Origin of the sequence: Sphingomonas sp. ATCC 31555 (assembly GCF_000282895.1) — a bacterium.
Taxonomy (GTDB): domain Bacteria; phylum Pseudomonadota; class Alphaproteobacteria; order Sphingomonadales; family Sphingomonadaceae; genus Sphingomonas.
In genome coordinates, this window is the sequence record NZ_ALBQ01000014.1 from 48,584 (window position 1) to 74,440 (window position 25,857).

Consider the following 25,857-nt stretch of genomic DNA (forward strand, 5'->3'; position numbering starts at 1 on the left):
CTGCGAAAGCAGGAGCCCAGGGTTACACGCTATTTTCTTGCAAGTTCCGGGCGCCTGCTGTCGCAGGCGCACCGCTGTGCACAGGAGCATTCCATGCCCAAGGTACTGATTTCCGACAAGATGGACCCCAAGGCCGCGCAGATCTTCCGCGAACGCGGCGTCGAGGTCGACGAGATCACCGGCAAGACCCCGGACGAATTGAAGGCGATCATCGGCGAATATGACGGCCTCGCCATCCGCAGCTCGACCAAGGTCACCAAGGACATTCTCGCGCACGCGCCCAACCTCAAGGTGATCGGCCGCGCCGGCATCGGCGTCGATAATGTCGATATCCCCGCCGCATCCGCCCAGGGCGTGGTGGTGATGAACACCCCGTTCGGCAACTCGATCACCACCGCCGAGCACGCAATTGCGCTGATGTTCGCGCTAGCCCGCCAGCTCCCCGAGGCCGATGCCTCGACCCAGGCCGGCAAGTGGGAGAAGAACCGCTTCATGGGCGTCGAGCTCACCGGCAAGACGCTGGGCCTGATCGGCGCGGGCAATATCGGCTCGATCGTCGCCGACCGCGCCATCGGCCTGCGCATGCGCGTAATTGCCTATGATCCGTTCCTCACGCCCGAGCGCGCGCTGGAAATGGGCGTCGAGAAGATGACGCTCGACGATCTGCTGCTGCGCGCCGATTTCATCACGCTGCACACGCCGCTGACCGACCAGACCCGCAACATCCTCAGCCGCGAGAATCTCGCCAAGACCAAGAAGGGCGTGCGGATCATCAATTGCGCGCGCGGCGGTCTGATCGACGAGGTCGCGCTGAAGGAAGGCCTGGAGAGCGGTCATATCGCCGGCGCCGCACTCGACGTGTTTGCGGTGGAGCCTGCCAAGGAGCATCCGCTGTTCGGCACACCGAACTTCGTCGCCACCCCGCACCTCGGCGCGTCGACCACCGAAGCGCAGGTCAACGTCGCGATCCAGGTCGCCGAGCAGTTGGCCGACTATCTCGTCACCGGCGGCGTGACCAACGCGCTCAACGTGCCGAGCCTTTCGGCCGAGGAAGCGCCGCGGCTGAAGCCGTACATGGCGCTTGCCGAAAAGCTGGGCGGCCTGGTCGGCCAGCTGGCGCATGGCGAGCTTTCCAGCATCGCCATCGAAGTCGAAGGTGCGGCGGCCGAGCTCAACCAGAAGCCGATCACCAGCGCGGTGCTGGCCGGGCTGATGCGCGTTCATTCGGACACGGTGAACATGGTCAACGCGCCGTTCCTCGCCAAGGAGCGTGGTCTCGACGTGCGCGAAGTGCGCCATGATCGCGAGGGCGACTATCACACGCTGGTCCGCGTGACCGTCGGCACCCAGTCGGGCGATCGTTCGGTGGCGGGCACGCTGTTCGGCAACGCCGCGCCGCGCCTGGTGGAGCTGTTCGGCATCAAGGTCGAGGCCGACCTCGCCGGGCACATGCTCTACATCGTCAACGAAGACGCGCCGGGCTTCATCGGCCGTCTCGGCACCACGCTGGGCGAGGCGGGCGTCAACATCGGCACCTTCCACCTCGGCCGCCGCTCGGCCGGTGGCGAGGCCGTGCTGCTGCTCTCGGTGGACGAAGCGGTGGACGATGCGCTGCTCGGAAAAGTTCGCGCACTCCCCGGCGTAAAGACCGCCATGGCGCTCGGCTTCTGAAGCCATTAGGGGAGGCGGCCATGACTGGTCTTCTCCCCGAAGGGTTTCACGATCGACTGCCGCCTGCCGCCGATGCGGCGGCCCGCCTCGAGACGCGCGTGCTGGGGCTCGCGCGGCTCTATGGCTATGAACAGGTGGATCCGCCGCTCGCCGAGTTTGCCGACGAGCTGGCGACGCGGCTCAAGACTGGCGCGGTGCACAATGCCGTGCGCTTCGTCGATCCGGTGTCGCAGCGCAGCCTCGCCATTCGCCCCGATCTGACCGCGCAGGTCGGCCGGATCGCCGCGACCCGCATGGGGCATCATCCGCGCCCGGTGCGGCTGTGCTATGCGGGGCAGGTGCTCAAGCTCAAGGCGCCCGCGCTCGATCCGCGCCGGGCGATGCGCCAGATCGGCTGCGAGCTGATCGGGCGCGACAGCGTGGGCGCCGCGATGGAGATCGTCCGCGTCGCGATCGAGGCGCTGCAATCGGCCGGCGTCGAGGGGCTGGCGATCGACTTCACGCTGCCCGATCTGGTCGATACGCTCGCCGGCGGAACCCTGCCTTCTGACAAGCTCACCGCACTGCGCGAACGGCTCGATGCCAAGGATGCCGGCGGCGTCGCAGCGATCGATCCGAAGTACCTGCCGCTGATCGAGGCGGCCGGCCCCTTCGAAAGCGCAATGGGCAAACTGCGTGCGACCGATGCCGGCTCCGCCCTTGCCAGCCGTATCGACGGCCTTGCCACCATCGCCGCCAGCATCCCGGCGGGTGTCGCGCTGACGCTCGATCCCACCGAGCGCCACGGCTTCGAATATCAGACCTGGCTCGGCTTCTCGATCTTCGCGCGCAGCGTACGAGGCGAAATCGGGCGCGGCGGCACCTACACGGTGGTGCACGAAGGCGGCCGCGAAGAGCCGGCCGTCGGTTTTTCGCTCTATGCCGATCCGATCCTCGACGCCGGCATGGGCGGGGACTCGCGACGCCGCCTGTTCCTGCCCTTCGGCACGGACGTCGCCGCCGGCGCGTTGCTGCGTGCGCAGGGCTGGGTCACAGTCGCGGCGCTGGAGGCGGAAGATACTCCAGAAGCGCAACTCTGCACCCATGTGCTGAAGGGCGGCGCGCCGACGGTCCTGTAGCGGTTGGCGCCCGCAGGAAGCGTCAATCCGCGAGCAGGACCCTCAGCTTCTCCGATCCGATTGCCGCGAAAGCCGCCGCGACGGCGTCGCGATAGCGCGGATCTTCGGCAACGCGGGCGGGAAATACTTGCCGCAGCGCCAGCACCGCGTCCACCGGCGCATCCGCCGTCGCCGCCGCGGCGAGCGTGTCCGCGAGCGGATCGGTGATCGTCTCGCCTGCCCGTCCCTTCGCGCCGAGGAATGCAATCCAAGCCGCCACCGGCACGGCCAGTCGCGTCACCGAGCGCCCTGCATCGAGCGCCGACGCTGTCGTATCGAGCAGGCGATAGGGCAGCTTCTGTGAACCGTCCCAAGCGATTTGCGACAACAGGTGCCGGATCGCCGGGTTGCGGAAGCGATTGAGCACCGCGTCAACATAACCGGGCAAGTCGAGCCCATCCACCGGCCCGAGCGACGCGGCGATGTCTGCATGCGCCAGCCGTGTGACAAAGCCGCCGAGTTCGGCATCGGACATCGCTTCGAACACCGTCTGGTGACCCAGCATCAGGCCGATATAGGCCAGGCTGGAATGACTGCCGTTTAGGATGCGCAGCTTGGCCTGTTCGTAGCCGCGGACGTCGCTGGTCAGGGTCACGCCGGCGGAGGCGAGATCGGGACCGTCGGCCATGTCGAAGCGCTGCAGCACCCATTGGGTGAAGAATTCGCGCTGCACTGCCGCCTTGTCCTCAACGCCGAGCTCGGCTGCAACCTTGGCGAGGAACGCCGCGTCACTGGCCGGAGTGATCGAATCGACCATCGAATCGGGAAAGGCAACTTCCGCTGCGATCCAGTCGGCCAGGCTCGCATCCCACTCGCGCGCTAGGGCAACACAGGCCGCGCGGAGCTTGCCGCCATTGCCGGTCATATTGTCGCAGCAGAGCATCGCGAACGGCGCCACGCCCGCCGCGCGGCGATCAGCCAAGCCAGAGACGATCCAGCCGATCACGCTGGCCGGCTCCTCCGGTCGGATGCGATCGTGGACGATATCTGCATGGCCCATGTCGAGGGTGCCGTCGCCGGCCAGGCAGTATCCCTTTTCCGTAACCGTGCTGGTGGCGATCCGCACGTCGGGGCTGGCGAGAAGCGCACGCAATCGGCGGCCTTCGCCTGGGCCGATTGCATCGGAATGCGCGGCGATGACACGGGTGGCGGGCGTGCGATCGATCACCGCCAGCGCGTAGAGCCCCTCCTGTGCCTTAAGCGCGTCGGTAGTGCTGCCGCTGCGCAGCGAAACCGCCGCAATGCCCCAACGAGGATCGGTGTCGAGCACCCGGTCGACAAACGCCGCCTGATGTGCGCGGTGGAACGCACCGGGGCCGAAGTGCACAATGCCGGTGCGAGTCGCGGCCAGATCATGGCCGGGGCGGAGGATGCCGGAAGGAAGCCCGGCAAGCGCGGCGCGTGAAAGCATGGTCATATGGTCAGGCCAATCAGACCCGACGCGCAAAGTCAATCGCGGGCAGCGGCCCGGAAGCCCCGTGACAGCAGCGGCGCCTCGGCATTCGGGCGCTTTTCCCGCGCGGGCCGCGGCAGGAAGAAGCGCACCTGGCGGTTTGGGAAATCAATCTCCACGCGACGAAAGCTGCGCATCGCGTCCATCCCAAGCATGATCGCGGGCCGCTTGGTCAGGCCGAACCGCTTAAACGGCTCGGCATCGGCAAATGCTACCGGCAGCGCATCGAACGCAACATTGCTGACGCGCATCGATGGCACATGACCATATTGTGCCTCGGTCTTGCCGCCATCGACGCTGGTGAGCTCGATCGTCTGCAACGCGCCGACATTCTTGCCTACCTTCTTGCGCAGCGCTGTATTGCCCATCGTCACTTGCGACCCGGTATCGAGCACCACCCGCACCCGAGTGTTGGCATAATAGGCATCGGTGACGATCAGCTGGCCGAACTGGTCCTTGGCGGTCACCACGATCTCGTCCGCGGCATGCCGGGCATTGCGCTTGCGCTTGACGCTGGGCCGCACCTCCATCGTGCCGGTGTCGAAATCGATCGTCACTTGGTGGTCGCGCAGCGTGTCGATGCCCAGCAGCCCCGCAGCCCCCAGGTGCTGCGCGTAAAAGGCAGGCGCGACGATCGCATGGCTGGTGCCGATCGATTCGATCTGCAGGTCGGGAACGATCACCGTCTCGACGGTGCTGCGCCCGGTCATCGAGGTGACAAGCACCGTCCCGCCCGGCGCAAGCCTCAACAGGCTTGCCAGTTCTCGCGAGACGACGGTACGCTCCGCGCCGGTATCGATGATGAAATTATATGGTCCGGTGCGGCCCACCGCTACCGGAACGGTGAGGCGCGAACTCGTCTCCCCAAGCGCCAGCTGGATGGCATCCGGCTGCCCGGCCGCAGGAGCAGTCTCCGGATCGGTCGGCACCGGCCGCGGATCGCCGGCTATCGCACCAAGATGCAGAGCTGCCAGCAGCAGCACGGGCGAGACTCCGAACATCACGCTATTCTACGCCTGCGCATGTTGCGCAGCAATCCCGCAAAAGAACGGGGTTAGTCCAGCCGCATCGCTTCGGCAGCGATGGCTTCGGCTTCTTCTAGCAACGCATCTTCGGTCGTGCCCTGAGCAACCGATTCGCGCCCGATCATGATCAATACCGGTACGGCCATCGGGCTTACCCGCTCCAAATCGATGTGCAGCATCCGCGCGCCCGCTTCGTCTAAGAGCCGGGCCAGCCTGCCAACATCGGTCATCCGCGCCCGCGCGTCTTCCCAGGCAGCGCGCAGCAGGAGATGGTCGGGCTCATATTTGCGCAGCACGTCATAGATCAGGTCGGTCGAGAAGGTGACTTGTCGCCCAGTCTTCTTCCGGCCCGGATGCTGCCGCTCGACAAGGCCCCCGATGATCGCCACTTCGCGAAACGCGCGCTTGAGCAGCGCCGAACCCTGCACCCAGTCGACGAACTCATGCTCCAGGATGTCGGGCGAGAAGAGCGGACGCGGATCGACGATCTTCTCCAGCCCATAAACGGCCAGAGCATAATCATTAGCGACGAAGCCGAGCGGCTTCAGCCCCAGCGCCTCCATCCGCCGCGTGACGAGCATGCCTAGAGACTGGTGCGCGTTCCACCCTTCGAAGCTGTAGATGACGAGATGGTGCCGCCCTTCGTGCGGGAAGGTCTCGACCAGCAGCTGGCCGGGGGCGGGTAGCGCCGAGCGACGGTCCTGCGTCTCCAGCCATTCGCGCACGTCCGCAGGAAAGCGCGACCATTGCTCGGAATCGTACAGAAACTGCCGCACGCGATCGGCAAGGTTCGCGGTGATCGCCAGCCGGGCGCCCATATAGCTAGGCACGCGCGCCTGCTTCGCCGTTGCCCGCACGATCAGGTCGGTTGCCTCGACGCGTTCTACCTCCAGCGCCAGCCCGGCGAAGAAGAAGGTGTCGCCCGGCGAAAGCGAAGCGGCGAACCCTTCCTCCACCTTGCCCAGGCGCCGCCCATTCTTGAAGCGCACCTCCAGCATCGGCGATTCAACAATAATCCCGGCGTTCAGCCGATGCTGCGCGATGAACGTGGGCTGGGTTACTCGCCACAGGCCATCGCGCCCCTGGGTCAGGCGCTTGAACTTGTCATAGGCGCGCAGCGAATAGCCGCCATCGGCAATGAAGTGCAGCACCCGCTCGAAAGCCTCCTCGCTCAGCGCGGAATAAGGCAATGCTGCGCGCACCTCCTGCAGCATATCGACGGCAGAAAAGGGCGCCGCACAGGCGCAACCCATCACATGCTGGGCCAACACGTCGAGCGTGCCGGGGCGGAAATGATCCGGATCCAGCTCGCCATGCTCCACTGCGTCAAGCGCCGCCCGCGCTTCGAGATATTCGAACCGGTTGCCCGGAATCAGCACCGCCTCGCTCGCCTCGTCGAGCCGGTGATTGGCGCGGCCGATCCGCTGGAGCAGGCGCGAGGCGCCTTTCGGAGCGCCCATCTGGATCACGCAATCGACATCGCCCCAGTCGACGCCAAGATCGAGGCTGGCGGTAGCGACCAAGGCCCGCAACCGCCCGTCTGCCATCGCCTGTTCGGCTCGTTCCCGCGCCTCCAGGCTCAGGCTGCCATGATGGACGCCGATCGGCAGCTTGAGATCGTTGACCTTCCACAGTTGCTGGAACACCAGCTCGGCAAGCCCGCGCGTGTTGCAGAACACAATGGTGGTGCGATGCGTCTCGATCTCTGCCATCACCTGCGGAATCGCATAAATACCCGAATGCCCGGCCCAGGGCACGCGCCCTTCGGGCAGCAGGATGGCGATGTCCGGATCGGCACCCTTCTCACCTTCCACCAACCTCACGGTGTCGATATCGCCATAGGGTGCCAGCCACGCGCGATAGCCGTCCGGATCGGCCACCGTCGCCGACAAACCGACGCGACGATAGCCCGGCGCCAGCCGTTCCATCCGCGCCAGCGCCAGCGCCAGCAGGTCGCCGCGCTTGCCGGTGGCGAAGGCGTGGATCTCGTCGATCACTACCGTCCGCAGCCCGGCGAACATCGTCAGGCTGTCTTCATAGGAAAGCAGGAGACTGAGCGATTCGGGCGTGGTGAGCAGGATCTGCGGCGGCCGCGCACGCTGGCGAACCTTGCGCTCGTGCGGCGTATCGCCGGTGCGCGTCTCCACTCGGATCGGCAAGGTCATTTCGTCGATGGGCGTCAGCAGGTTGCGCTGCACGTCGACCGCAAGTGCCTTAAGCGGCGAGATGTAGAGCGTGTGTAGCCCCTCCGCCGGCGCTTCGATCAGCCCGGCCAGGCTGGGCAGGAAGCCGGATAGCGTCTTGCCCGCCCCGGTCGGCGCGACGAGCAACGCATGCTGCCCCGCCCGCCCCGCGTCGAGCATCGCGCGCTGGTGCCGACGCAGCGTCCAGCCGCGAGCGGCAAACCACCGGTCAAGCGGCGCAGGAAGAACGTCGACGGGCACCGCCGCAATGTAGGCACGGTCGGCGCCGGTGGGGAGGCTCTGTTTACGGAAAGGCCGAACTAGCCGTTCTTGCGATCCGCCGCGTCATGCTCTTCGTAATTGCGCCGCGCCGCTTCCTCGGTCTGCGCGCGGTCGCGCCGCGAGGTCTTGTTGCGCAACATCGCCCAGATCAGGGCCGCTGCCAGGATGATGGGTCCGATGACCACCATCACGCCCTGCATGCTCGATAGGTCCATGGCCCGTCTCCTCTCGGCCCCGCCGCCTGCACTCAACGAAGCCCGCCCCTCTTTCGATCCGCGCCCTCGTCCCCATATCGCAGGCATGGCGCTCGGCAGCTGGCTCACTCCCGATCCCGCAGGGATTTATCTTCCCGCAGCGGATGCTTGGATCGATCCCAGCCGTCCCGTCGAACGCGCGATCATCACCCATGGCCATGCCGATCACGCGCGCGGTGGGCATTCCGAGGTTTGGGCAACGCCCGATACGCTGGCGATCATGGCTGCGCGCTACGGCCCTCAGAACGGGCGGGCGGTCGACTATGGCGAGAGCATTCGGCTAGGGCCGATCGATGTGGGCTTCGTTCCCGCCGGCCATGTGCTGGGATCGGCGCAACTGGTGCTCGATCATGCAGGCGAACGAATCGTCGTCTCGGGAGATTACAAGCGCCGTCCCGATCCCACCTGCATACCCTTCCAGCCCGTGCCGTGCGACGTGTTCATCACCGAAGCGACGTTTGGCCTGCCCGTATTCCGCCATCCCGAAACTCGCGACGAAATCGACAAGCTGCTGGCCGCCCTGCGCGCCGAGCCCGAACGCTGCGTTCTGGTCGGCGCCTATGCGCTGGGCAAGGCGCAACGGGTGATCGCCGAACTGCGGGCGATGGGTTTCGACGATCCTATCTATCTGCACGGCGCGTTGCAGTCGCTGTGCGATCTCTATGCCGAACGTGGCGTGACCTTGGGCGAACTGCGACCGGCGACCGGCGCGGCGAAGAAGGCGCTGCAGGGCCGCATCATTCTCTGCCCGCCGAGCGCGCTCAACGATCGCTGGTCGCGGCGCCTGCCCGATCCGATCACTGCCATGGCAAGCGGCTGGATGCGGGTGCGCCAGCGCGCCCGGCAGCGCAACGTGGAACTGCCGCTGATCCTATCCGACCACGCAGATTGGGACGAGCTGACCCGCACGATCGAGGAGCTGGCCCCGCGTGAAGTATGGGTGACACATGGCCGCGAAGATGCGCTGGTACACTGGTGCCGCCTCCGCCAGATTCGCGCCCGCGCGCTCGACCTGGCGGGATTCGAAGACGAAGACGACTGAAGGAGACTAGCATGGCGAACCGCAAGACTTGGGCATGGGTGGGCGGCATCGTTGGCGGTACCGTGATCGCCGCCGCTGCCACCTACTACGCGTTCGAACGCGCCAGCGAGCAGCCGCCCTATACGTCGGTAGAAAAGGATGGCGCGTTAGAGATCCGCGACTATCCCGAGCTTGTGGTGGCGGAGACCCGAGCGATCGGCGCGCGCGAGCCGGCGCTTACCGCGGGCTTTTCCCGCCTCGCCGATTACATCTTCGCCAAGCGACGCGGCGACAATGGTGGCAGCGGCGGCGAGAAAATTTCGATGACCGCGCCGGTGCTCAGCACGCTGCAGGACGGCAGCTGGCGCACCCAGTTCGTGATGCCCTCCAAATTCACACTGGAAACGCTTCCCGCCCCCGCCGACAATGTCGCTCTCGCCAAGCGCCCGGCGCGTCGCGTGGCGGCGCTGCGCTTCTCCGGTTCGCCCGACGACGCAGCACTGGCCGAGCGCGAGGCGGAGCTGCGCCGCTGGCTGGCGGCACGGGGCATGAACGGCGGCGCGGTGGAATATGCCTTTTACAACTCGCCCTTCATCCCCGGCCCCCTGCGCCGCAACGAAGTGCTGATTGCGCTGTAACGAATCGCCCACGCTGCCATGCTGCGCTCCTTCCGCTTGCGGGTGGAGGACGCGTTTGGCCGGCTGGCGTTACCCAATCGGTCGTAGAAGTGCCGCTATCTGCCTATATTCCAACCCCATGAAGATTCGCCCACTACTCGCCGCCGCTGCAGCCCTCGGTTCCTTCGTCGCTGCGCCCGCCGCGCAGGCACAGGCACAGCCTCAGCCGCGCGATCCGTTCGGCGCATGCCTGCGCGATCATAGCAGCCGCGCCGATCGCGACGTGCTGATCCGCTGGGTATTCACTGCCGTCGCGCAAAGCTCGGCGGTGCGCGACATGGTGAAGCTGGACGAAGGGCGCCGCGTACAAGCCAGCCAGCAGGCAGGGCAGCTGATCACCCGCCTCGTCACCCGCGACTGCCGCGCCGAAGCGATGGACCGGATGAAGCGCGACCCTGGCGCGCTTCAGAACAGCTTCATGGCCCTGGGCCGCGTCGCGCTGACCGATCTGGCTCAGGATCCCAATGTCGTCGGTACCCTGGCCGGGGTGCTGCAATATGCCGACATGGGCAGCATCACGCTGATGCTGATGGAAGGCGGCCTGCGACCGGGCGGCTGAGGCGCTCAGCGCGCGAAGTGTACCCGTGCCACCACCGGGTAATGATCGCTGGGGTACACCTCGCCCTTGTGCGTATCCAGCGTTGCGATCCGATCGACTGCGAAGCCGCGGGTCAGGATCCAGTCGATGCGGCGATCGCCCTTGCCGGTGAAGCCGTGGAAGGTAAAGTCGGGCCCTTGATGGTCTAGTCGCGCCAGCCACGCATCGGCGAGCGTCTTGGTCAGGATCGCGTGCGCCGGCTTGTCGGCGGTGGTGTTGAAGTCGCCGGTTACGATTACCGGCAGTCCGGCCGGCCCCTCAGCGATGCGATCCGAGAGCAGCTGCGCGCCGCGCGTGCGAGCGTCGTCATCCTCGTCGCGATAGGGAAAATGGGTGTTGTAGAAGCGGAAGCGGCGGCCGTCGCGTGTCTCGAACGTCGCCCAGGTTACCATGCGCGGCAGCGGGTGGCCCCAGCTGATGCTGCCCGCCACCTCGGGCGTGTCCGAAAGCCAGAACTGGCCCTGCTCGACGATCTTCAGCCGGTCGTGCCGGTAGAAGACGCCCATATGCTCGTCCTTGTGGCCGCCATAGCGATCGGTGCCGAACCAGCGATATTGGGGCAGCGCCCGCACCACATCGTCGCCTTGGCGCTGGAACAGCTCCTGCGTGCCGATCAGATCGGGCGCGGCGGCGCGGATCGTCGCGATGGTGAGTGCGCGGCGCTTTTCCCACAGATTCGCACCGTCGTCCTTACCGGGATAGCGGATGTTGAGGCTCATCACCGTCAGCCCGGGTTTGCCCTGCGCCATAGCCGGCGCACACGCCAGCATCGCGGCAAGCGCCGCCACCCAACACCAAACACGCTGCATCAACCCGCTCCTTCGAGTGCCTTTTGCCGCCGGCGCTGAACCGAGCTGCCGATTCCCATCGCCTCACGGTATTTGGCTACTGTGCGGCGCGCGATGTCGAACCCGCGGGCGTTGAGCAGTTCGACCAGCGTGTCATCGGACAGGATCCTTTTGGGATCCTCCGCCGCAATCAGCGATTTGATCGCACTCTTCACTGCCTCCGCCGAAACCGCTTCGCCGCCATCGGCCGACTGGATCGCGCTAGTGAAGAAATATTTCAGTTCGAAGAGGCCGCGGGCGCAGCTGAGATACTTGTTACTGGTGACGCGGCTGACGGTCGACTCGTGCATCTCGATCGCGTCGGCCACCTGACGCAGCGTCAGCGGACGAAGATGCGCGACACCCTTGAGGAAGAACCCTTCCTGCTGCTTCACGATTTCGCTGGCGACCTTGATGATCGTGCGCTGGCGCTGATCCAGCGCCTTGACCAGCCAGTTGGCGCTGGCGAGCATGTCGGTGAGCCAGGCCTTGCTCGCCTTGTCCTGCTTGCCCCCCGAAACCTCGGCATAATAAGCGCGGTTGACGAGAAGACGCGGCAGCGTCGCCGCGTTGATCTCCACCGCCCAACCGGTCCCGCGCCGTGCGACGAAGAGGTCGGGCGTCACCGCCGGCACGGGATCGCCGCCATAGCGGCAGCCCGGCTTTGGATCGTAGCTGCGCAACTCGCGGATCATGTCGGCAAGATCCTCGTCATCGACATTACAGAGCCGCCGCAGCCGACCGAGATCGCCGCGCGCGACCAGCTCCAGATTGGCGATCAGCCGCGCCATGCACGGATCGTAGCGATCGGCTTCCTTCGCCTGCAGCGCAAGGCATTCGGCAAGGTCACGCGCGCCGACACCGGTGGGATCAAAGGTCTGGATGACCGCCAGTACCGCCTCCACCCGCGCGGTCGGCAGGCCCAGTCGCTCCGCGATTTCGCCAAGCGGCACGGTCAGATAGCCGCACTCGTCGATCTGGTCGATCAGATGCTGGGCGATGAACAGGTCCGGGCCGGCAATTGAGGCGCCTGCCTGCGCGAGCAGGTGATCGACCAGCGCGATGTCGCCGGTACCAAGATTGTCGAGATCTGGCGCTTCTTCCGATCCACCCCCGCTCGCGCCGTTCATCCCCAGGCTGCCGTCGAGACCACCGATCATGTCGGTCGCCGAATCATGGTGAAAGGCCTCGGCCGCAAGATCGACGTCGAGCGCCGCCTCTCCCGCGGCTTCGCCGCCGCCGAGAATAAGTTCGCTGGCATCGGCCGGGCCATCGCGGACCTCAACCTCGTCACCGCTCGCGGTGGACTCGCTCGATACGTCGTCGCCGCCACCCCCTGCGTCGAGCAGCGGGTTGCGCTCGACTTCCTCGGCGATGAAGGTCTCGATCTCCAGGTTCGACAGCGTCAGCAGCTTGATCGCCTGCTGCAGCTGCGGCGTCATCACCAGCGATTGCGATTGGCGCAGATCGAGGCGAGGCGCGAGGCTCATGGCGGGTTAGAGCGAGAAGCTTTCGCCGAGATAGAGGCGGCGGACGTTCTCGTCGCGGACCAGATCGTCGGGCGAGCCGGCGAACAGCACCCGCCCGTCATAGATGATGTAGCCGCGATCGACGATTTCCAGCGTCTCCCGAACGTTATGGTCGGTGATCAGCACGCCGATGCCGCGCTGCTTCAGCTGCTTCACCAGGTCGCGGATGTCAGCGATCGAGATCGGATCGATGCCAGCGAACGGCTCGTCGAGCAGGATGATCGTGGGATTGGCGGCAAGCGCGCGCGCGATCTCGGCGCGGCGGCGCTCGCCGCCCGAAAGCGCCATCGCCGGCGAGCTGCGCAGCCGCGTCAGCCCGAATTCGTCGAGCAACTGGTCCAGCCGCGCCTGACGCGCGTCGCGGTCCGGCTCGGCCAATTCGAGCACGGCGAGGATGTTCTTCTCCACGCTCAGGCCGCGAAAGATCGAGGTTTCCTGCGGCAGATAGCCAAGGCCCAGGATCGCACGGCGATACATGGGTAGGCGAGTTATGTCTTCGCCGTCCAGCATGATGCGGCCGCTGTCGGGCTTCACAAGGCCCATCACCGAATAGAAGCAAGTCGTCTTGCCCGCGCCATTCGGCCCAAGCAGGCCAACGACTTCCCCGCGCCCGACCGATACCGACACGTCGGTCAGCACCGTGCGCTTGTCATAGGATTTGGCGATGGAGACGACCGCTAGCCCGCGATCGGGCAGCGGCACCGGATCCGGTGCGGACGATTCAGGCGTGGCGGTGGCGACGTCGCTCATGACGGCTCCTGCAATGGGATCGCGTTTCACCCCGGCTATCGCGGCTGCTTGGGCGGTTCCTGCATGATAACGCGCGGAAAGGGAAGGGTTCGCACGGGGCGTGGCATCACCCCGGCTTATGGGTTGAGCTGATCGGCCGAACTGCGCTTCGGAACAGAGAAGCGGCCGGTCACGCGGCCGCCCTGGCTCTGCGTCGCCGGGGCGCCGGACGAAGCCGAGCCGCCAACTCCCGAACCGTCGATGGTCGCGCGGCCAGTATCAAGGTTGATCGACAGCCGCCCGCCGGAGACGTTGTTGCCGGCCTGACGCAGCGTCACGCCGCCGATCATCGTGATCACCCGGCGATCGACATCGTATACGGCATAGTTGGAGCGCGCTGTCTGATCCGGCCGCGTCACGGTGACGCCGCCGCCGGCATCGAGACGGGAGGCTTGGGGCGAACCGCTCAACGCGCTGCCGCTATAGGCGACGGTCACGCGCGCCGCGCGCAGCGTCATCTCCGCCTGCCGGATCACCACGTTCCCAGTCAGGATCGCCCGATTCGCGCGGTCGTCGAGCTGGATGTTACGCGCGTCGAAATCGATCGGAGCGTTGGTGTCGTGCCGGGTCTGCGCGGCGGCCGGGACCGCTGCCAGCATCAGCGGCACGGCAAGGACAAGGGCGGAACGACGGTTCATCATGGCCTCTTCGTCTGCTTCGGCACCATTCGCAAGCGGGCATTACCTTCCAGCGATATGACACGCCGGTCCAAATCGGCGGTCAGCCGGTTCGCACTGAACGTGCCGGTGGGCGTATTGCCGGTGACAGCCCCGCCGCTCGCAAGCTTGCGCGTCTTCAGGTCGACCGTCGCGTCGTTGGTGTTAAGGGTATAGCCGTCGCTGGTCTGGAAACGGATCGGTCCGTCGATCGCCACCTGGTCGCTGTTCAAATTGTACCGGCCGTGATTCGCCACCAGCGTCGCCGGGCCTTCGGGCAATTGCAGCCGCGCGCTCAGATCCTGCAGCTGCACCACTGGTTCGGCAGAGCTTTTCTGCACCGCGGATCCGGCATGGAGTTCGAATTGCCGGCCCTTGGTATCTTCACCGCGATAATCGGCAGAATCGATCCGCAGCCGCTCGGGCGACATCGCCACCTTGTTCTTGTCCAACACGAAGCTGACGTCACCGCCCATGAACAGCGGCGCGGTGACGAGGAAGGCGAACAGCGCTCCAATGCCGATCGGTAGCACCACCAGCGCGGTGCGCACGGCGCGATCATGGCTGCTCCCGGGATGGGCCCAGGAACGGCTCTGTGATCGCAACCGGTTGGCGAGTTCGGACATGGCAGCCTTTTTGGGTTGCCGATCGACGATCGGCAACCTCGACGGATCAGATATGCGCGAAGATATCGGTGTCGGGCCAGCCGGCCAGATCGAGTTCCGCACGCCAGGGGAGAAAATCGAAACAGGCCTGGGCAAGTTCCGTCCGCCCTTCGCGTTCCAGCCGGCGATCCAGTTCCACCTTCATCGCGTGCAAATACCGCACGTCGGACGCGGCATAGTCGCGCTGCGCGTCGGAGATGTCAGGGCCGCCCCAGTCGGAAGATTGCTGCTGCTTCGAAATCTCTGCGCCCACCAGCTCGCGCGCCAGATCCTTCAGACCGTGGCGATCGGTGTAGGTGCGCACCAGTCGCGACGCGGTCTTGGTGCAGTAAACCGGGCCAGCGGTCACGCCGAGATAGAAGCGAATCGCCGCAAGATCGAATCTGGCATAGTGATAGAGCTTCAGCCGCTCCGGATCGGCGAGCACCATCCGCAGATTGGGCGCCGCATAATTGGAGCGCGGCCCGAAGCGGACGAGATGCTCGTCGCCAGATCCATCCGACAGCTGAACCAGGCACAGCCGGTCGCGCGGGGTGATCAGACCCATCGTCTCGGTGTCGACCGCGATCGCCACGCCGGGGGCGAACACGTCTTCGGGCAGGTCTTCTTCGTGAAAATGTACAGCCATCGTGCCCGCGTAAACAGGTTGGTCGCGCAGCTCAATGCTTTGCAGAGCAACGCTCCGCGCGCAGAGCCGATTGCACCCGCCATCTGCTCGGTTTGCCGCACAAGCGGAGCGCTTCGGCGGCAGGCCGAGCCGCCCCCCACGCGGCTCCGCTCACGCAAAAGGCGTGTTCACTCCGTGACTTTCGAGACACTTTCCTGCCGCAATCGAGGCGCGGGCGCGAAATTCGTTCGCGCACCCTGTTTTTTTGGGTTATGAAGGCTGTCGGTGGCGCTGCGTTAGTGCCGTAAGACCTGCGTTTTTCGTCCGGCGCTCAGGTTTTGATTGGTTGGTTCAGGGCGAACCGGGAAGACGAACAGGGCATGAGTTTCGATAGAGGACGTCGCGGAGAGCGCGGTGGGCGCGGCAGGGACAAGCGCGATAGTTTCGGCGACGATAACTTCGGCGGCGGCGGCTTCGGCGGCGGTTTCGAAGATCGTGGTGGATTCGGCGGCGGTAACCGCGGCGGCTTTGGCGGCGGCGGCGGGTATGGCGGCGGCGGAGGCGGCGGCTTCCGTAGCGGTGGCGGCTTCGGTGGTGGCGGCGGCGGTGGCTTCGGCGGCGGTCGGGGCGGCGGCGGCGGCATGCCCCCCCAGGTTGTCGGCGAAGCGACTGGCGTCGTAAAGTTCTTCAACGCACAGAAGGGCTTCGGCTTCATCGTTCGTGATGACGGCGGCGAAGATGTGTTCGTGCACATCTCCGCGGTCGAACAGGCCGGCCTGACCGCGCTCGCCGAAGGTCAGCCGCTCGGCTTCACGCTGGTCGATCGCGGCGGCCGCATCTCGGCTACCGGCATCAAGATTGATGGCGAGCCGATGGCGGTTACCGAACGCGCTCCGCGCGACGAAGCTGGCGGCCGCGACGCGCCGCGCGGTGGTCCGCAGCGCCAGCTGACTGGCGAGAAGGCGACCGGTACGGTCAAGTTTTTCAACGCGATGAAGGGCTTCGGCTTTATTCAGCGCGACGACGGCCAGCCCGATGCATTCGTTCACATTTCGGCGGTCGAGCGTGCCGGCATGCCGACGCTCAACGAAGGCGACCGGCTAGAATTCGAGTTGGAGGTCGATCGTCGCGGTAAGTACGCCGCGGTGAACCTCTCGCCGCAGCAGTAACCCGCACGGGATACGAAAACGAAGGGGCCGGGCGGCAACGCCCGGCCCCTTTTTCTTTTACTGGATGAGATACCCCACCACGCGCCAGCCGGTGCCTTCCCGCGCCAGAATGACCGTTTCGGTCGCGCCAGAGCGCTGCGCGAAGTCGGTCTGGATTCAGCACCTCATAGTCGCCATCGGGCGCCCCAAGCAGCGTCTTGGTCTTGGTCGCCGACTGAAAACTGCGCAAGGAGACGGCGCCCAGCGGCCCCCGCACCGGCTTGACCATGCCCGCCCAGCGGTCGCTGGTAACCTGGGTGCGGAACATCGCTCCCGCGCTTTGCCAGCTCGCCTCCCACTTCGCCTGGTCGGTGAGGGCAAGCCATTGCCGGGCGGCCTCCAGCCCCTCGGCGTGAACGGCGCTCGCCGCGGGCGACGGCATGGGCGTCTGTGCAGACGGCGTGGCAGGGGTGTGCAGCGCGACAGCTGCGATGGCAGCGATAACCAGGGACATGATCAGCATTCCTCCACTGAGCCAGGCGAGCCGGTGCACCCCATGGTGCCGGCGCTGACTCGAACCGGAAGAAGCCATGGCTGGTGCCTCCCCCGACACCCTGATTGGCATGTCCCTCAATTTTTCGGGAGCGTTTTCCTCGCGCTCGGCAAGCCAGCGCGCAGCCTCGCGACTGCTAGAAACGCCCAACTTGCGTCGCGCATCTCGCAGCCGTTCGTTGACTGTGTGCACCGACAGATCGAGCATGCGCGCGATCGACTTCGCATCATGCCCCGCCAGCAACAGCCGCAGCGTCGCTTTCTCGCGCTCCGTCAGCGATGCCCCGCTGCCCTGCGCTGGTTCCCCCATAGCCATGCCCGCTTGTACGAAACTGTGGTTGGGGGTGCTATGCTTGGGAGTGGGAGACTAGAAATTTGTCTTTTAGGTCGTCAACCGCCGCAGGGCGGCGATGGTGTCGGCCTCCTCCACCGGCTTGTCGATGCGAATCCGGCTGATTCGCGGAAAGCGCATCGCCAGACCCGACTTGTGCCGCTTCGATTCGTGGATCGAATCGAACGCGACCTCGAGCACCAGCGACTTGTCGGTCTCACGGACCGGCCCGAAGCGGTTCACGGTATGGGTGCGTACATGGCGATCGAGCCATTTCAGCTCCTCGTCGGTGAAACCGAAATAGGCCTTGCCCACCGGCAACAGCTCGCCCGCGTCCGTCCAAGCGCCGAAGGTGAAATCCGAATAGAAGCTGCTGCGCTTGCCGGAGCCGCGCTGCGCATACATCAGCACACAATCGGCGACGAGCGGATCGCGCTTCCATTTGTACCACAGGCCAACGCGCCGACCGGCGATATAGGGCGAATCGCGCCGCTTCAGCATCACGCCTTCGATCGCCGCATCGCGCGCGCCGGCGCGGATTTCCTCCAGCGCTGCGAAATCTTCGGCCTGGATCACCGCGGAAAGATCGAACCGATCAGGATCAAGCCGCGGCACGAACGCTTCGAGCCGAGCCCGCCGATCGCGCCAGCCGAGCGCCCGCACATCCTCGCCGCCGTCGAACAGGATGTCGTAGAGGCGGACAAAGGCAGGATAGTCCGCCAGCGTCTTCGCCGAAACCAGCTTGCGCCCCAGCCGCTGCTGCAGCGCGTTGAAGCTGCCGGCCTCGCCGCCCTGCGCCTCGCCGCGGACCAGCAGCTCACCGTCGAGCACGCCCGGGGTGACGAAGGCGGCTGCGACCTCGGGGAAGCTGCGGGTGATGTCGTCCCCGGCCCGGCTGTAGAGCCGCGTCTCGCCGCCGGCATGGACGAGCTGGACGCGGATGCCGTCCCATTTCCACTCGGCGGCATAGTCCGCCAGGTCGACCTGCGTTTCCTCCAGCGGATGGGCGAGCATGAACGGCCGGAACACCGGCACATCCTCGGCGCGCGGCTGATCGGCGCGGCCCTCGGCCCAATCGAACAGCCGATCATAGGGCGGGTGCAGCCCGTGCCAGACCTCTTCCACGGCATCGACGTCGAGCCCGAACGCCTGCGCCAGCGCGGTCTTGGCGAGTCGGGCGGAGATGCCGACTCGCAGCGCGCCGGTCGCCAGCTTGAGCAGCGCATAGCGCTCGTCCGCCTCAAGTCGATCGAGCATCGCCGCCAGCACCCCGGGCGCGTCCGAGCGCGAAAGACCGCCCAGCGTCGCCACCACCTGCGACAGCGTCAGTGGGCCGCTTTCCGGCGGCGGCACCTTCGGCTCGGGCCAGAGCAACGCGATCGTCTCCGCCGAATCGCCGACAAAGTCGCGACTCATGCCGTACAGTACCGGATCAACGCGCGCCTCGATCATCGCGCGCAGCAGCGCCGGCTTCACTGCAGGCAGATCGAGCGCGCCGGTCAGCGCCGCCATCGCCCATCCGCGATCGGGATCGGGAGTCGCGCGGAGATAGTCGCCGATCAGGCGAAGCTTGGCGTTGCGCGAACGGGTGTAGATCAGCCGGTCGAGCAGGTCGGCAAAAGCGCGCATGGCCAGATAGATGGGGGCAGAATGCGCGCGGCGCTAGCGCCGGATGTCGCCGGGCACAGCCCCGCGTTCGGCCAATGCCCATTCCACCGCGGCGGCGGCGTGAATCGCGGCCGTGTCGAACACCGGCACCGGGCTGTCTTCGGGCCCGACCAGCAGCATGATCTCGGTGCATCCCAGGATCACCGCCTCGGCCCCTGCCGCCACCAGCCGGCGGATGATGGCGCGATAGGCCTCGCGCGACGCCGGTAGGACCTGGCTCGCGACCAGTTCCTCATAGATGATCCGGTGCACGATGCGGCGATCCGGCTCGTCGGGAAAGATCACCCGCAATCCGTGCATGTCGGTCAGGCGATCCTTGTAGAAGGATTGCTCCATGGTGAAGGCGGTGCCCAGCAGGCCGACCGTGCCGATGCCGGCAGCCTGGATGCGTCGGGCGGTGGGATCGGCGATGTGCAGCAGCGGAATCGAGACCGACGCCGTCACCGCATCGGCGAGCCGGTGCATGGTATTGGTGCAGATCAGCAGCGCTTCGGCACCCGCCGCCTCCAGTCGTTGCGCCGCATCGACCAGCCGTTCCGACAGGCCATCCCAGTCGCCACGATGCTGCAGTGCCTCAATCTCGGCAAAGTCGAACGACCAGAGCAGGCAGCGCGCCGAGGCGGTGGGGCCGCATCGCGCCCGCACCCCTTCGTTGAGCAGGCGATAATAGGCTGCCGAGCTTTCCCAGCTCATCCCGCCAATCAGTCCGATCATCCGCATGGCGACATGGTGGCACGGGCAGGCGAGGACATCCATGCCCCGATTCGCGCCCGGCAAGGCTTCGAAAGTTCGCATCGATGCCCTAGGAGGCCGGATGATGAAGCGCCTCTTCCTCTTGCTGGCAGCCGTTGCGATCGGCATCCTCGCCCTTGGCTATCACACCGCCACGCGCGATCCGGTCGTGCGCCGGCTCAACGTGCATATGCGGGACTGGCCTGCCGGGGCTCCACCGATGCGGGTGGTGCTGCTCAGCGATCTGCACGTCGCCGGACCGGATACCCCGCCCGCCCGGCTCGCCCGGATCGTGGCGCAGGTAAATGCGCTTCGCCCCGATCTCGTGCTGATCGCCGGCGATATCGAACAGGAGCGGACGATCTCCACCCGCGTCTACGATGCGGCGGAAGCCGCGGCACCGCTGGCCGGGCTGAAGGCGCGCTACGGCACGGTCGCAGTGCTCGGCAATCACGATTATTCGATCGCCGGGAAGACCGATCTTCCGCCCAGGCTTGTCGCCAACGGCCTCACCGTGCTGCGCAACACGGCCGTGCGGCGGGGAGCGTTGACGATCGCCGGGGCGGACGACCTCTACCACGGCAAGTTTCGCGCCGATCGCCTCGATCGCGCGGCACGAAAGCTCGACGGCCCGACGATCGTGCTGAGCCATACGCCCGATGTCGCGCCGATGCTGCCAGCCCGCTTCCCGCTGGTGTTCGCGGGGCACACCCATTGCGGCCAGATCTCGCTGCCGCTGATCGGCCCACCCAAGACAGCGTCGCGCTATGGCCGCCGCTATACCTGCGGGCTGATCCGCGAGCCCGGCCGTGACGTGCTCGTCACCGCGGGAATCGGTACCAGCGGCGTGCCGCTGCGGATCGGCGCGGTGCCCGATCTGTGGCTGGTCACCCTGGACGGCGCGGCCGACGGACGATTCGCAAAGCTGCCTTAATTGCCGCCTAGCCTCCCCCCACCGGGTGCGCACCGCGCCCGTTCAGGGAGAGCCTTTCCGATGAAGCTTCTTGTCGCATGTGCGCTTGCCACGGCCGTATCCAGCCCCGCGGCGATGGCGCAGCAGACTCCGCCGGCTGCAGCCCCGGCTCCGGCGCAGGCCGCGACTCCGGCAAGCGCCGCCAAGTTCAGCCTCGATACCCCGATCGAGCAGCTGATCGCCGATCCCAAGGCGAAGGCGGTACTCGACGCCGATCTGCCGGGCGTCTCCACCCACCCCGCGCTCGACCAGTTCAAGACGATGAGCCTGCGTGCGGTGCAGCCCTTTTCGAACGGCGCACTGACCGACGAGATGCTGGCGAAGGTGGAAAAGGATCTCGCCGCGATCCAGTGACGCGGCGAAGGGCCGGCGCGCGCCCCGCGCACGCCGGCCGGTTCCCGCTCAGCCCTTGCGGCTGGCCTCGAACAAGAACCAGGCGCGCTCTTCGGCCTGGTCGGTCCATTCGTCGACGATACCGCTGGTGGCATTATCCTTGGCAGCTTCCGCCGCATCCTTCACCGCGCGGAAGCTCTCGACGAGCTTGAGATTGTCGTCGCGCAGCTCGGCAAGCATATCGCCCGGCGCCACGAAATCTGCGTCATTGTCCGAAATCGTCTGCCGGCGCGCAATGTCGCCGATCGACCGCAGCGTGGTGTTGCCGGTCTTGCGCACGCGCTCGGCGATCGCGTCGGTCACGCCCAGGATCTGCGTCGCCTGATCGTCGAGCAGCAGGTGGTAATCGCGGAAGTGCGGGCCCGAGACGTGCCAGTGGAAGTTCTTGGTCTTCAAATACAGCGTGAAGCAATCGGCCAGCGCGCTATTCAGCGCTTCCGCCACACTCTTGGTGTCGTTGCGGTTGAGGTCGGTCGGCGTCGCGAGGGCGGGATTTTCAGCCATAGGGTCCTCCAGGGCGTTTCGATTCGAAGCGATAACGATCGGCATATAGGATCCGGTTCCCGGGTGCAGCCAGAGGGTTGCCGGGATTATCTGCATCAGCCTGATCGAACGGCTTCATCGCAGCCCGCTTGACTTTTGCCGGTGATTCGCGCATCCGCTCGCCCCTGTCAGCGGTGTGCCCATGGCGCGCCGCTCTTTTCTTTTCGCACGAATCAAGGGTTCCGGGTCATGGCAAAGCCGACCACCGTAAAGATCAAGCTCGTCAGCACGGCGGATACGGGCTTCTTCTATGTCACCAAGAAGAATCCGCGCACGCAGACCGAGAAGCTGAGCTTCCGCAAATATGATCCGGTCGTGCGCAAGCACGTGGATTTCAAGGAAGCGAAGATCAAGTAACGGGCTTGCCGGGCGCTGTAGCCCGGTTGCGCAAGGTTTTCGGCGTCGGACCCCGCGGTTCGGCGCTTTCCTTGTTTATGCCTCCGCGTCCGGCGCGTTTGCGAGCAGGCGTTCCACTTGTTCGATGAACCGAGCCAGCGAAATCGGCTTGGCGACATAGGATCGGGCCCCTGCGGCCCGAATCCGCTCCTCATCTTCATGACTGGCATAGGCGGTTACCGCCATGATCGGGACTCGGCAGAGCGAGTCGTCCTGCTGCATCCTGCCGATCAGTTCGAAGCCGGTGACGTGCGGCATCTGGATGTCCATGATCACCAGATCGGGCGCGAAACGAAGCGCCGTGGCCACCGCTTCGCGCCCGTCGCGAACCGGCTCGGCGACATAGCCATGCGCCCGCAGCAGATCACAGAACAGCTTCAGGTTCAGTTCGTTGTCCTCGACAACGAGTACTCTTTTTGGCACGCGCAACCCCGATCGTTTGGAGCTAGTTAAGCGATGGCGAACCCGGTGACAAATCCCGAGGCGGTGGCGCTGCAGGCCCTGGCCTGGACGCTGGGCGATCCGGGCCGGGCCGCACGCCTGCTCGACCTGACCGGCCTGGATCCCGCGACGCTCCGTGCCCGCGCCGCCGATCGCGATCTGCTCGCCGCGACGATCGGGTTCCTCGAGGCCCATGAACCCGATCTGGTCGCCTGCGCCGATGCGCTGGACCTTTCCCCCCAGGCGCTGGTCCACGCCCGCCACCAGCTGGAGCAGGCATGAAGCCGTTGCTGATTACCGACTGCGATGAAGTGCTGCTCCACATGGTGCGGCACTTCGGCGAATGGCTGGGCGAAACCCATGCGATCGATCTGGCGCTGCAGGACGGCGACTTCGCCGATGCGATGCGCCGCCGCAGCGACGGCAGCCGCCTGGCCCCGGAAGAGATGTGGGCGATGCTCGACGCTTTTTTCCCGCAGGAGATGGAGCGCCAGACGCTCGTTCCCGACGCGCGCGAGGTGCTGGGCCGACTGTCGCAGATTGCCGATATCGTCGTGCTCACCAATCTTCGCGATCATTGCCGCGATCACCGGATCACCCAGCTCGCCAACCATGGCATCGTCCACCGCGTCGAATGCAACCAGGGCGGCAAGGGCCAGCCGGTCGCGCGCCTCGTCGAGGAGCATGGCGCATCGGTGGCGGTGTTCGTCGACGATCTCGCGACGCACCACGAATCGGTGGCGCGCCACGCGCCGGGCGTCTTCCGCCTGCACATGATCGCCGAGCCCAGCCTGGCGGCGGTGGTGCCGCCGGCGCCGCATGCCCATGCCCGCATCGACGATTGGCGCAGCGCCGAGCCCTGGATCCTGGCGCGCTTCGCCCAGGCTTGACGGTGCGCGGCCCGGATGGTTGGACAGGCCGCATGACCACCGCCATCGATCACAAGCTCGCCGAGCTTGGCCTCGCCCTTCCCGAGGCCGCCGCTCCTGTCGCCGCCTATGTGCCCGCGGTCGCCGCGGGCGGGCTGCTCCACATTTCCGGCCAGCTGCCGTTCAAGGACGGTGCGCTGATGACCGGCCGGCTCGGCGAGGATCGCGACATCGGCTATGGCACCGAAGCCGCGCAGCGCTGCGGCCTGATGCTCGTCGCCCAGATCAAGAAGGCGCTGGACGGCGATCTCTCCCGCGTGAAGCGGATCGTGAAGCTGGGCGTGTTCGTGAATTCGACGGCCGACTTCACCGATCAGCCCAAGGTGGCCAATGGCGCGTCCGAGCTGATGCAGGCGCTGTTCGGCGATGCCGGCCGCCATGCCCGCAGCGCGGTGGGCGTCGCGGCGCTGCCGCTGGGCGCGGCGGTCGAAATCGACGCGATCGTCGAACTCGCCTGACGCCCGATCAGATCAGCCCCAGCCCGGCCAGCTCGCCCAGCAGGCCGGGCGGCATCGCGTCCAGCCCGGCATCGGCCTCGCCGAGATCGGCGGGCGCGTCCGCCGCTTCGAGATAGCGCCAACCCTGGTGCGCGCGCTTGGGCCGTGCCTGCACCAGGATCAACCGCGGCTCGAGCAGGATCGCGGTGCGCCCGCCCTCCGCCTCGCCAAAGCCCAGGATCGGCGAACGGCCGACCAGCTGGTGCTTCAGGATCCAGAACAGCGATCCGCCGGCAATCTCTTCATGCCGCTTGGGCAGATAGCGGGTGGTGAGCGCCACCCCGCCCGTGGCGGCGCGCGCCTCCAGCCGGGAGCGCAGGAAATCGACGCTGTCGCAGGCAAAGGCGACCTTGGTGAGATGAAGCGGCACGCGCGCGGATTTGGGCGCGCGCCAGCCCGCAATCAAGTCAGCCGCCCAGCCCCACCAGCGTCGCGAGGCCGAGGAACGAGAAAAATCCCATCACGTCGGTCATCATCGTGACGAACACCGCAGATGCGACGGCGGGATCGACCCGCAGCCGATCGAGCGTCACCGGGATCAGCACGCCGGCGAGGCCCGCGATCAGGTTGTTGATCACCATCGCCATCGCGATCACGCCGGCCAGCCAGGGGATACCATAGACCAGCATCGTCCCCGCCCCGATCGCCAGCCCCAGCGTCGCGCCGTTGGCGGCGGCGATGCGCAGCTCGCGCAGGATCATCCGCACGGTGTTCGATTCCGTCAGCTGGTTGGTGGCGATCGCGCGGACCACCACGGCCAGCGTCTGCGTGCCCGCATTGCCGCCCATGCCCGACACGATCGGCATCAGCACGGCGAGCAGCGCGAACCGGGCGATCTCGCCCTGGAACAGCCCGACCACCGATGCGGCGAGCATGGCCGTGCCCAGGTTGACGAACAGCCAGGTCAGCCGCGTCCGCACGGTAAGCAGCACGGGCTCGTTGATGTCGCCCTCGCCGGCACCGGAGAGGCGGAGAATGTCTTCGCCGGCTTCCTGCGAGATGATGTGGACCACGTCGTCCACCGTGATCATGCCGACCAGCCGGCCGCTGGCGTCCACCACCGCGGCGGAGATCAGCGCATATTTCTGGAAGCGCAGCGCCACTTCCTCCTGGTCCATGTCGACCGGGATCAGCGTCTGCTCGCGCTTCATCACGTCGCTGATCGTGATGCCGCGCGGCGTGCGCAGGATCCAGGAAAGCTCGCAGGTGCCGATCGGCTTGTGCGAGGGATCGACGACGAAGATTTCCCAGAAGTCGGTGGTCAGCGCGTCGTTGCCGCGCAGATAGTCGAGCACATGGCCGACGGTCCAATGCTCTGGCACCGCGATCAGCTCGCGCTGCATCAGGCGGCCGGCGGATTCCTCGGGATAGGACAGCGCCTCTTCGATCGCGGCGCGGTCGTCGGGGTCGAGCGCGCGCAGCACCTCGCGCTGGTCCTCGACGTCCATGTCCTCGATGATCGCGACGGCATCGTCGGTATCGAGTTCGGCGGCGATGTCCGCCACCTGGTGCGGCTCGAGCGCGTCGACCAGCGCCTCGCGCACCCAGTCGTTCATCTCGGCGAGCACGTCGCCGTCGATCAGGTCGGGTATCGCGGTGACGAGATCGGCGCGCCGGTCCGCCGGCGTCAGCTCCACCAGATCGGCGATGTCCGCGGGGTGCAGCGGCGCCACCAGCGCACGCGCGGCTTCGTCGTCGCCGGCTTCCACCGCCTCCAGCACCGCCGCCACGAATTCGGGGCGGAGCAGGTCGTCCTCATCCAGCTGGCTCTCGGCCGCTGCGGATTCGTCGTGCAGTTCGGTCTCGCTCATCGTCCGACCTCCCGTGCTGCGGCCACTCCGGCGGGCGCTGCCATCCCGG

The 25,857-nt window shown here is 66.4% G+C and carries 29 protein-coding genes; 12 read left to right on the top strand and 17 right to left on the bottom strand.

Annotation, left to right across the window (positions count from 1 at the left end):
- The first annotated feature begins 93 nt into the window (after nucleotides 1-93).
- On the top strand, nucleotides 94-1,671 hold the full coding sequence (gene serA, locus B215_RS0107520) for a phosphoglycerate dehydrogenase (protein WP_019369031.1): 1,578 nt from the start codon (nucleotides 94-96) through the stop codon (nucleotides 1,669-1,671).
- Nucleotides 1,672-1,691: 20 nt separating this feature from the next.
- On the top strand, nucleotides 1,692-2,789 hold the full coding sequence (locus B215_RS0107525) for an ATP phosphoribosyltransferase regulatory subunit (protein ID WP_019369032.1): 1,098 nt from the start codon (nucleotides 1,692-1,694) through the stop codon (nucleotides 2,787-2,789).
- 22 nt (nucleotides 2,790-2,811) lie between these two features.
- Here the strand turns inward: B215_RS0107525 and B215_RS0107530 are convergent, their stop codons facing one another.
- Genes B215_RS0107530 through B215_RS21285 form a run of 4 tightly spaced genes read right to left on the bottom strand, consistent with a single transcriptional unit; the run spans nucleotide 2,812 to nucleotide 7,986 of the window.
- Nucleotides 2,812-4,245, bottom strand: a complete 1,434-nt coding sequence (locus B215_RS0107530) for a mannitol dehydrogenase family protein (protein ID WP_019369033.1) — start codon at nucleotides 4,243-4,245, stop codon at nucleotides 2,812-2,814.
- Between the two features lie 32 nt (nucleotides 4,246-4,277).
- Nucleotides 4,278-5,282 carry a retroviral-like aspartic protease family protein gene (locus B215_RS0107535; RefSeq protein ID WP_019369034.1) on the bottom strand — a complete coding sequence of 335 codons (1,005 nt, stop codon included), beginning with the start codon at nucleotides 5,280-5,282 and terminating at the stop codon, nucleotides 4,278-4,280.
- Nucleotides 5,283-5,335: 53 nt separating this feature from the next.
- Entirely contained in the window at nucleotides 5,336-7,750 is a 2,415-nt protein-coding gene (locus B215_RS0107540) for a ligase-associated DNA damage response DEXH box helicase (protein WP_019369035.1), read from the bottom strand.
- Nucleotides 7,751-7,809: 59 nt separating this feature from the next.
- Nucleotides 7,810-7,986, bottom strand: coding sequence for a hypothetical protein (locus B215_RS21285; RefSeq protein WP_019369036.1), 177 nt, complete (start codon nucleotides 7,984-7,986; stop codon nucleotides 7,810-7,812).
- 85 nt (nucleotides 7,987-8,071) lie between these two features.
- On the opposite strand from B215_RS21285, the gene B215_RS0107550 reads away from it, so the two are divergent.
- The 3 genes from B215_RS0107550 to B215_RS0107560 all read left to right on the top strand — a co-directional run bounded on the left by B215_RS0107550 (nucleotide 8,072) and on the right by B215_RS0107560 (nucleotide 10,282).
- The gene (locus tag B215_RS0107550; RefSeq protein WP_019369037.1) at nucleotides 8,072-9,067 is read left to right on the top strand and encodes a ligase-associated DNA damage response exonuclease; all 996 of its coding nucleotides are present in this window, start codon (nucleotides 8,072-8,074) and stop codon (nucleotides 9,065-9,067) included.
- Between the two features lie 11 nt (nucleotides 9,068-9,078).
- Nucleotides 9,079-9,684 (top strand): SOUL family heme-binding protein, encoded by a 606-nt coding sequence (locus B215_RS0107555; protein WP_019369038.1) that lies wholly within the window; start codon nucleotides 9,079-9,081, stop codon nucleotides 9,682-9,684.
- Between the two features lie 118 nt (nucleotides 9,685-9,802).
- Nucleotides 9,803-10,282, top strand: coding sequence for a hypothetical protein (locus B215_RS0107560; protein ID WP_019369039.1), 480 nt, complete (start codon nucleotides 9,803-9,805; stop codon nucleotides 10,280-10,282).
- Between the two features lie 5 nt (nucleotides 10,283-10,287).
- On the opposite strand, the gene B215_RS0107565 is transcribed toward B215_RS0107560, so the two are convergent.
- From B215_RS0107565 to B215_RS0107590, 6 genes are all read right to left on the bottom strand, one after another.
- Nucleotides 10,288-11,130, bottom strand: a complete 843-nt coding sequence (locus B215_RS0107565; RefSeq protein ID WP_026009056.1) for an endonuclease/exonuclease/phosphatase family protein — start codon at nucleotides 11,128-11,130, stop codon at nucleotides 10,288-10,290.
- Nucleotides 11,130-12,638: an RNA polymerase factor sigma-54 gene (gene rpoN / locus B215_RS0107570; RefSeq protein ID WP_019369041.1), complete on the bottom strand. Its 1,509-nt coding sequence runs from the start codon at nucleotides 12,636-12,638 to the stop codon at nucleotides 11,130-11,132. Before rpoN ends, B215_RS0107565 begins: the two co-directional genes overlap by 1 nt.
- Before the next feature lie 6 nt (nucleotides 12,639-12,644).
- Nucleotides 12,645-13,427 (bottom strand): LPS export ABC transporter ATP-binding protein, encoded by a 783-nt coding sequence (lptB, locus tag B215_RS0107575; RefSeq protein WP_019369042.1) that lies wholly within the window; start codon nucleotides 13,425-13,427, stop codon nucleotides 12,645-12,647.
- Nucleotides 13,428-13,543: 116 nt separating this feature from the next.
- A complete protein-coding gene (locus tag B215_RS0107580; protein ID WP_019369043.1) occupies nucleotides 13,544-14,104 on the bottom strand; it encodes an LptA/OstA family protein in 561 nt (186 codons plus the stop codon).
- Nucleotides 14,104-14,748, bottom strand: a complete 645-nt coding sequence (lptC, locus tag B215_RS0107585; protein ID WP_019369044.1) for an LPS export ABC transporter periplasmic protein LptC — start codon at nucleotides 14,746-14,748, stop codon at nucleotides 14,104-14,106. The genes B215_RS0107580 and lptC overlap by 1 nt, the downstream gene beginning before the upstream one ends.
- Nucleotides 14,749-14,794: 46 nt before the next feature.
- Nucleotides 14,795-15,415, bottom strand: coding sequence for a ribonuclease D (locus tag B215_RS0107590; protein ID WP_019369045.1), 621 nt, complete (start codon nucleotides 15,413-15,415; stop codon nucleotides 14,795-14,797).
- A gap of 359 nt (nucleotides 15,416-15,774) precedes the next feature.
- Here B215_RS0107590 and B215_RS21990 point away from each other — a divergent pair, with 359 nt between their 5' ends.
- Complete coding sequence (locus B215_RS21990; RefSeq protein WP_026009057.1) at nucleotides 15,775-16,563, top strand: cold-shock protein; 789 nt, start codon at nucleotides 15,775-15,777, stop codon at nucleotides 16,561-16,563.
- Here the strand turns inward: B215_RS21990 and B215_RS20845 are convergent.
- The 3 genes from B215_RS20845 to B215_RS0107605 all read right to left on the bottom strand — a co-directional run bounded on the left by B215_RS20845 (nucleotide 16,478) and on the right by B215_RS0107605 (nucleotide 19,813).
- A complete protein-coding gene (locus B215_RS20845; protein ID WP_201785401.1) occupies nucleotides 16,478-17,410 on the bottom strand; it encodes a helix-turn-helix domain-containing protein in 933 nt (310 codons plus the stop codon). The genes B215_RS21990 and B215_RS20845 overlap by 86 nt on opposite strands.
- A gap of 66 nt (nucleotides 17,411-17,476) precedes the next feature.
- Nucleotides 17,477-19,054 carry a cisplatin damage response ATP-dependent DNA ligase gene (locus B215_RS0107600; RefSeq protein WP_019369046.1) on the bottom strand — a complete coding sequence of 526 codons (1,578 nt, stop codon included), beginning with the start codon at nucleotides 19,052-19,054 and terminating at the stop codon, nucleotides 17,477-17,479.
- Between the two features lie 33 nt (nucleotides 19,055-19,087).
- On the bottom strand, nucleotides 19,088-19,813 hold the full coding sequence (locus B215_RS0107605; RefSeq protein ID WP_037513377.1) for an aspartate/glutamate racemase family protein: 726 nt from the start codon (nucleotides 19,811-19,813) through the stop codon (nucleotides 19,088-19,090).
- A 94-nt stretch (nucleotides 19,814-19,907) separates the two neighbouring features.
- Between B215_RS0107605 and B215_RS0107610 the strand changes: the two genes are divergently transcribed.
- Nucleotides 19,908-20,759 (top strand): metallophosphoesterase, encoded by an 852-nt coding sequence (locus tag B215_RS0107610; protein ID WP_037513379.1) that lies wholly within the window; start codon nucleotides 19,908-19,910, stop codon nucleotides 20,757-20,759.
- Nucleotides 20,760-20,819: 60 nt separating this feature from the next.
- Nucleotides 20,820-21,152, top strand: a complete 333-nt coding sequence (locus B215_RS0107615; protein WP_019369049.1) for a hypothetical protein — start codon at nucleotides 20,820-20,822, stop codon at nucleotides 21,150-21,152.
- 48 nt (nucleotides 21,153-21,200) lie between these two features.
- Here the strand turns inward: B215_RS0107615 and B215_RS0107620 are convergent, their stop codons facing one another.
- Nucleotides 21,201-21,695 (bottom strand): Dps family protein, encoded by a 495-nt coding sequence (locus B215_RS0107620; protein WP_026009058.1) that lies wholly within the window; start codon nucleotides 21,693-21,695, stop codon nucleotides 21,201-21,203.
- A 228-nt stretch (nucleotides 21,696-21,923) separates the two neighbouring features.
- Between B215_RS0107620 and rpmG the strand changes: the two genes are divergently transcribed.
- The gene (gene rpmG, locus B215_RS0107630) at nucleotides 21,924-22,091 is read left to right on the top strand and encodes a 50S ribosomal protein L33 (protein WP_010125625.1); all 168 of its coding nucleotides are present in this window, start codon (nucleotides 21,924-21,926) and stop codon (nucleotides 22,089-22,091) included.
- Nucleotides 22,092-22,166: 75 nt separating this feature from the next.
- On the opposite strand, the gene B215_RS0107635 is transcribed toward rpmG, so the two are convergent.
- Nucleotides 22,167-22,553, bottom strand: a complete 387-nt coding sequence (locus B215_RS0107635; RefSeq protein WP_026009059.1) for a response regulator — start codon at nucleotides 22,551-22,553, stop codon at nucleotides 22,167-22,169.
- Between the two features lie 33 nt (nucleotides 22,554-22,586).
- Between B215_RS0107635 and B215_RS0107640 the strand changes: the two genes are divergently transcribed.
- From B215_RS0107640 to B215_RS0107650, 3 genes are read left to right on the top strand one after another with little or no spacing between them, the layout of a single operon-like run.
- Nucleotides 22,587-22,853 carry a DUF3572 domain-containing protein gene (locus tag B215_RS0107640; RefSeq protein WP_019369052.1) on the top strand — a complete coding sequence of 89 codons (267 nt, stop codon included), beginning with the start codon at nucleotides 22,587-22,589 and terminating at the stop codon, nucleotides 22,851-22,853.
- A complete protein-coding gene (locus B215_RS0107645) occupies nucleotides 22,850-23,461 on the top strand; it encodes a hypothetical protein (RefSeq protein WP_019369053.1) in 612 nt (203 codons plus the stop codon). Before B215_RS0107640 ends, B215_RS0107645 begins: the two co-directional genes overlap by 4 nt.
- A gap of 32 nt (nucleotides 23,462-23,493) precedes the next feature.
- Complete coding sequence (locus tag B215_RS0107650; protein WP_019369054.1) at nucleotides 23,494-23,958, top strand: RidA family protein; 465 nt, start codon at nucleotides 23,494-23,496, stop codon at nucleotides 23,956-23,958.
- A 7-nt stretch (nucleotides 23,959-23,965) separates the two neighbouring features.
- Here the strand turns inward: B215_RS0107650 and B215_RS0107655 are convergent, their stop codons facing one another.
- The gene (locus B215_RS0107655; protein ID WP_026009060.1) at nucleotides 23,966-24,367 is read right to left on the bottom strand and encodes a DUF1489 family protein; all 402 of its coding nucleotides are present in this window, start codon (nucleotides 24,365-24,367) and stop codon (nucleotides 23,966-23,968) included.
- A gap of 37 nt (nucleotides 24,368-24,404) precedes the next feature.
- The gene (gene mgtE / locus B215_RS0107660) at nucleotides 24,405-25,808 is read right to left on the bottom strand and encodes a magnesium transporter (protein ID WP_019369056.1); all 1,404 of its coding nucleotides are present in this window, start codon (nucleotides 25,806-25,808) and stop codon (nucleotides 24,405-24,407) included.
- Between the last annotated feature and the right edge of the window lie 49 nt (nucleotides 25,809-25,857).

Coding starts and splice junctions, on each gene's coding strand:
- serA (WP_019369031.1), top strand. CDS start 94: ATGCCCAAGGTACTGATTTCCGACAAGATGGACCCCAAGGCCGCGCAG.
- B215_RS0107525 (WP_019369032.1), top strand. CDS start 1,692: ATGACTGGTCTTCTCCCCGAAGGGTTTCACGATCGACTGCCGCCTGCC.
- B215_RS0107530 (WP_019369033.1), bottom strand. CDS start 4,245: ATGACCATGCTTTCACGCGCCGCGCTTGCCGGGCTTCCTTCCGGCATC.
- B215_RS0107535 (WP_019369034.1), bottom strand. CDS start 5,282: ATGTTCGGAGTCTCGCCCGTGCTGCTGCTGGCAGCTCTGCATCTTGGT.
- B215_RS21285 (WP_019369036.1), bottom strand. CDS start 7,986: ATGGACCTATCGAGCATGCAGGGCGTGATGGTGGTCATCGGACCCATC.
- B215_RS0107550 (WP_019369037.1), top strand. CDS start 8,072: ATGGCGCTCGGCAGCTGGCTCACTCCCGATCCCGCAGGGATTTATCTT.
- B215_RS0107555 (WP_019369038.1), top strand. CDS start 9,079: ATGGCGAACCGCAAGACTTGGGCATGGGTGGGCGGCATCGTTGGCGGT.
- B215_RS0107560 (WP_019369039.1), top strand. CDS start 9,803: ATGAAGATTCGCCCACTACTCGCCGCCGCTGCAGCCCTCGGTTCCTTC.
- B215_RS0107565 (WP_026009056.1), bottom strand. CDS start 11,130: ATGCAGCGTGTTTGGTGTTGGGTGGCGGCGCTTGCCGCGATGCTGGCG.
- rpoN (WP_019369041.1), bottom strand. CDS start 12,638: ATGAGCCTCGCGCCTCGCCTCGATCTGCGCCAATCGCAATCGCTGGTG.
- lptB (WP_019369042.1), bottom strand. CDS start 13,427: ATGAGCGACGTCGCCACCGCCACGCCTGAATCGTCCGCACCGGATCCG.
- B215_RS0107580 (WP_019369043.1), bottom strand. CDS start 14,104: ATGAACCGTCGTTCCGCCCTTGTCCTTGCCGTGCCGCTGATGCTGGCA.
- lptC (WP_019369044.1), bottom strand. CDS start 14,748: ATGTCCGAACTCGCCAACCGGTTGCGATCACAGAGCCGTTCCTGGGCC.
- B215_RS0107590 (WP_019369045.1), bottom strand. CDS start 15,415: ATGGCTGTACATTTTCACGAAGAAGACCTGCCCGAAGACGTGTTCGCC.
- B215_RS21990 (WP_026009057.1), top strand. CDS start 15,775: ATGAGTTTCGATAGAGGACGTCGCGGAGAGCGCGGTGGGCGCGGCAGG.
- B215_RS20845 (WP_201785401.1), bottom strand. CDS start 17,410: ATGGCTATGGGGGAACCAGCGCAGGGCAGCGGGGCATCGCTGACGGAG.
- B215_RS0107600 (WP_019369046.1), bottom strand. CDS start 19,054: ATGCGCGCTTTTGCCGACCTGCTCGACCGGCTGATCTACACCCGTTCG.
- B215_RS0107605 (WP_037513377.1), bottom strand. CDS start 19,813: ATGCGGATGATCGGACTGATTGGCGGGATGAGCTGGGAAAGCTCGGCA.
- B215_RS0107610 (WP_037513379.1), top strand. CDS start 19,908: ATGATGAAGCGCCTCTTCCTCTTGCTGGCAGCCGTTGCGATCGGCATC.
- B215_RS0107615 (WP_019369049.1), top strand. CDS start 20,820: ATGAAGCTTCTTGTCGCATGTGCGCTTGCCACGGCCGTATCCAGCCCC.
- B215_RS0107620 (WP_026009058.1), bottom strand. CDS start 21,695: ATGGCTGAAAATCCCGCCCTCGCGACGCCGACCGACCTCAACCGCAAC.
- rpmG (WP_010125625.1), top strand. CDS start 21,924: ATGGCAAAGCCGACCACCGTAAAGATCAAGCTCGTCAGCACGGCGGAT.
- B215_RS0107640 (WP_019369052.1), top strand. CDS start 22,587: ATGGCGAACCCGGTGACAAATCCCGAGGCGGTGGCGCTGCAGGCCCTG.
- B215_RS0107645 (WP_019369053.1), top strand. CDS start 22,850: ATGAAGCCGTTGCTGATTACCGACTGCGATGAAGTGCTGCTCCACATG.
- B215_RS0107650 (WP_019369054.1), top strand. CDS start 23,494: ATGACCACCGCCATCGATCACAAGCTCGCCGAGCTTGGCCTCGCCCTT.
- mgtE (WP_019369056.1), bottom strand. CDS start 25,808: ATGAGCGAGACCGAACTGCACGACGAATCCGCAGCGGCCGAGAGCCAG.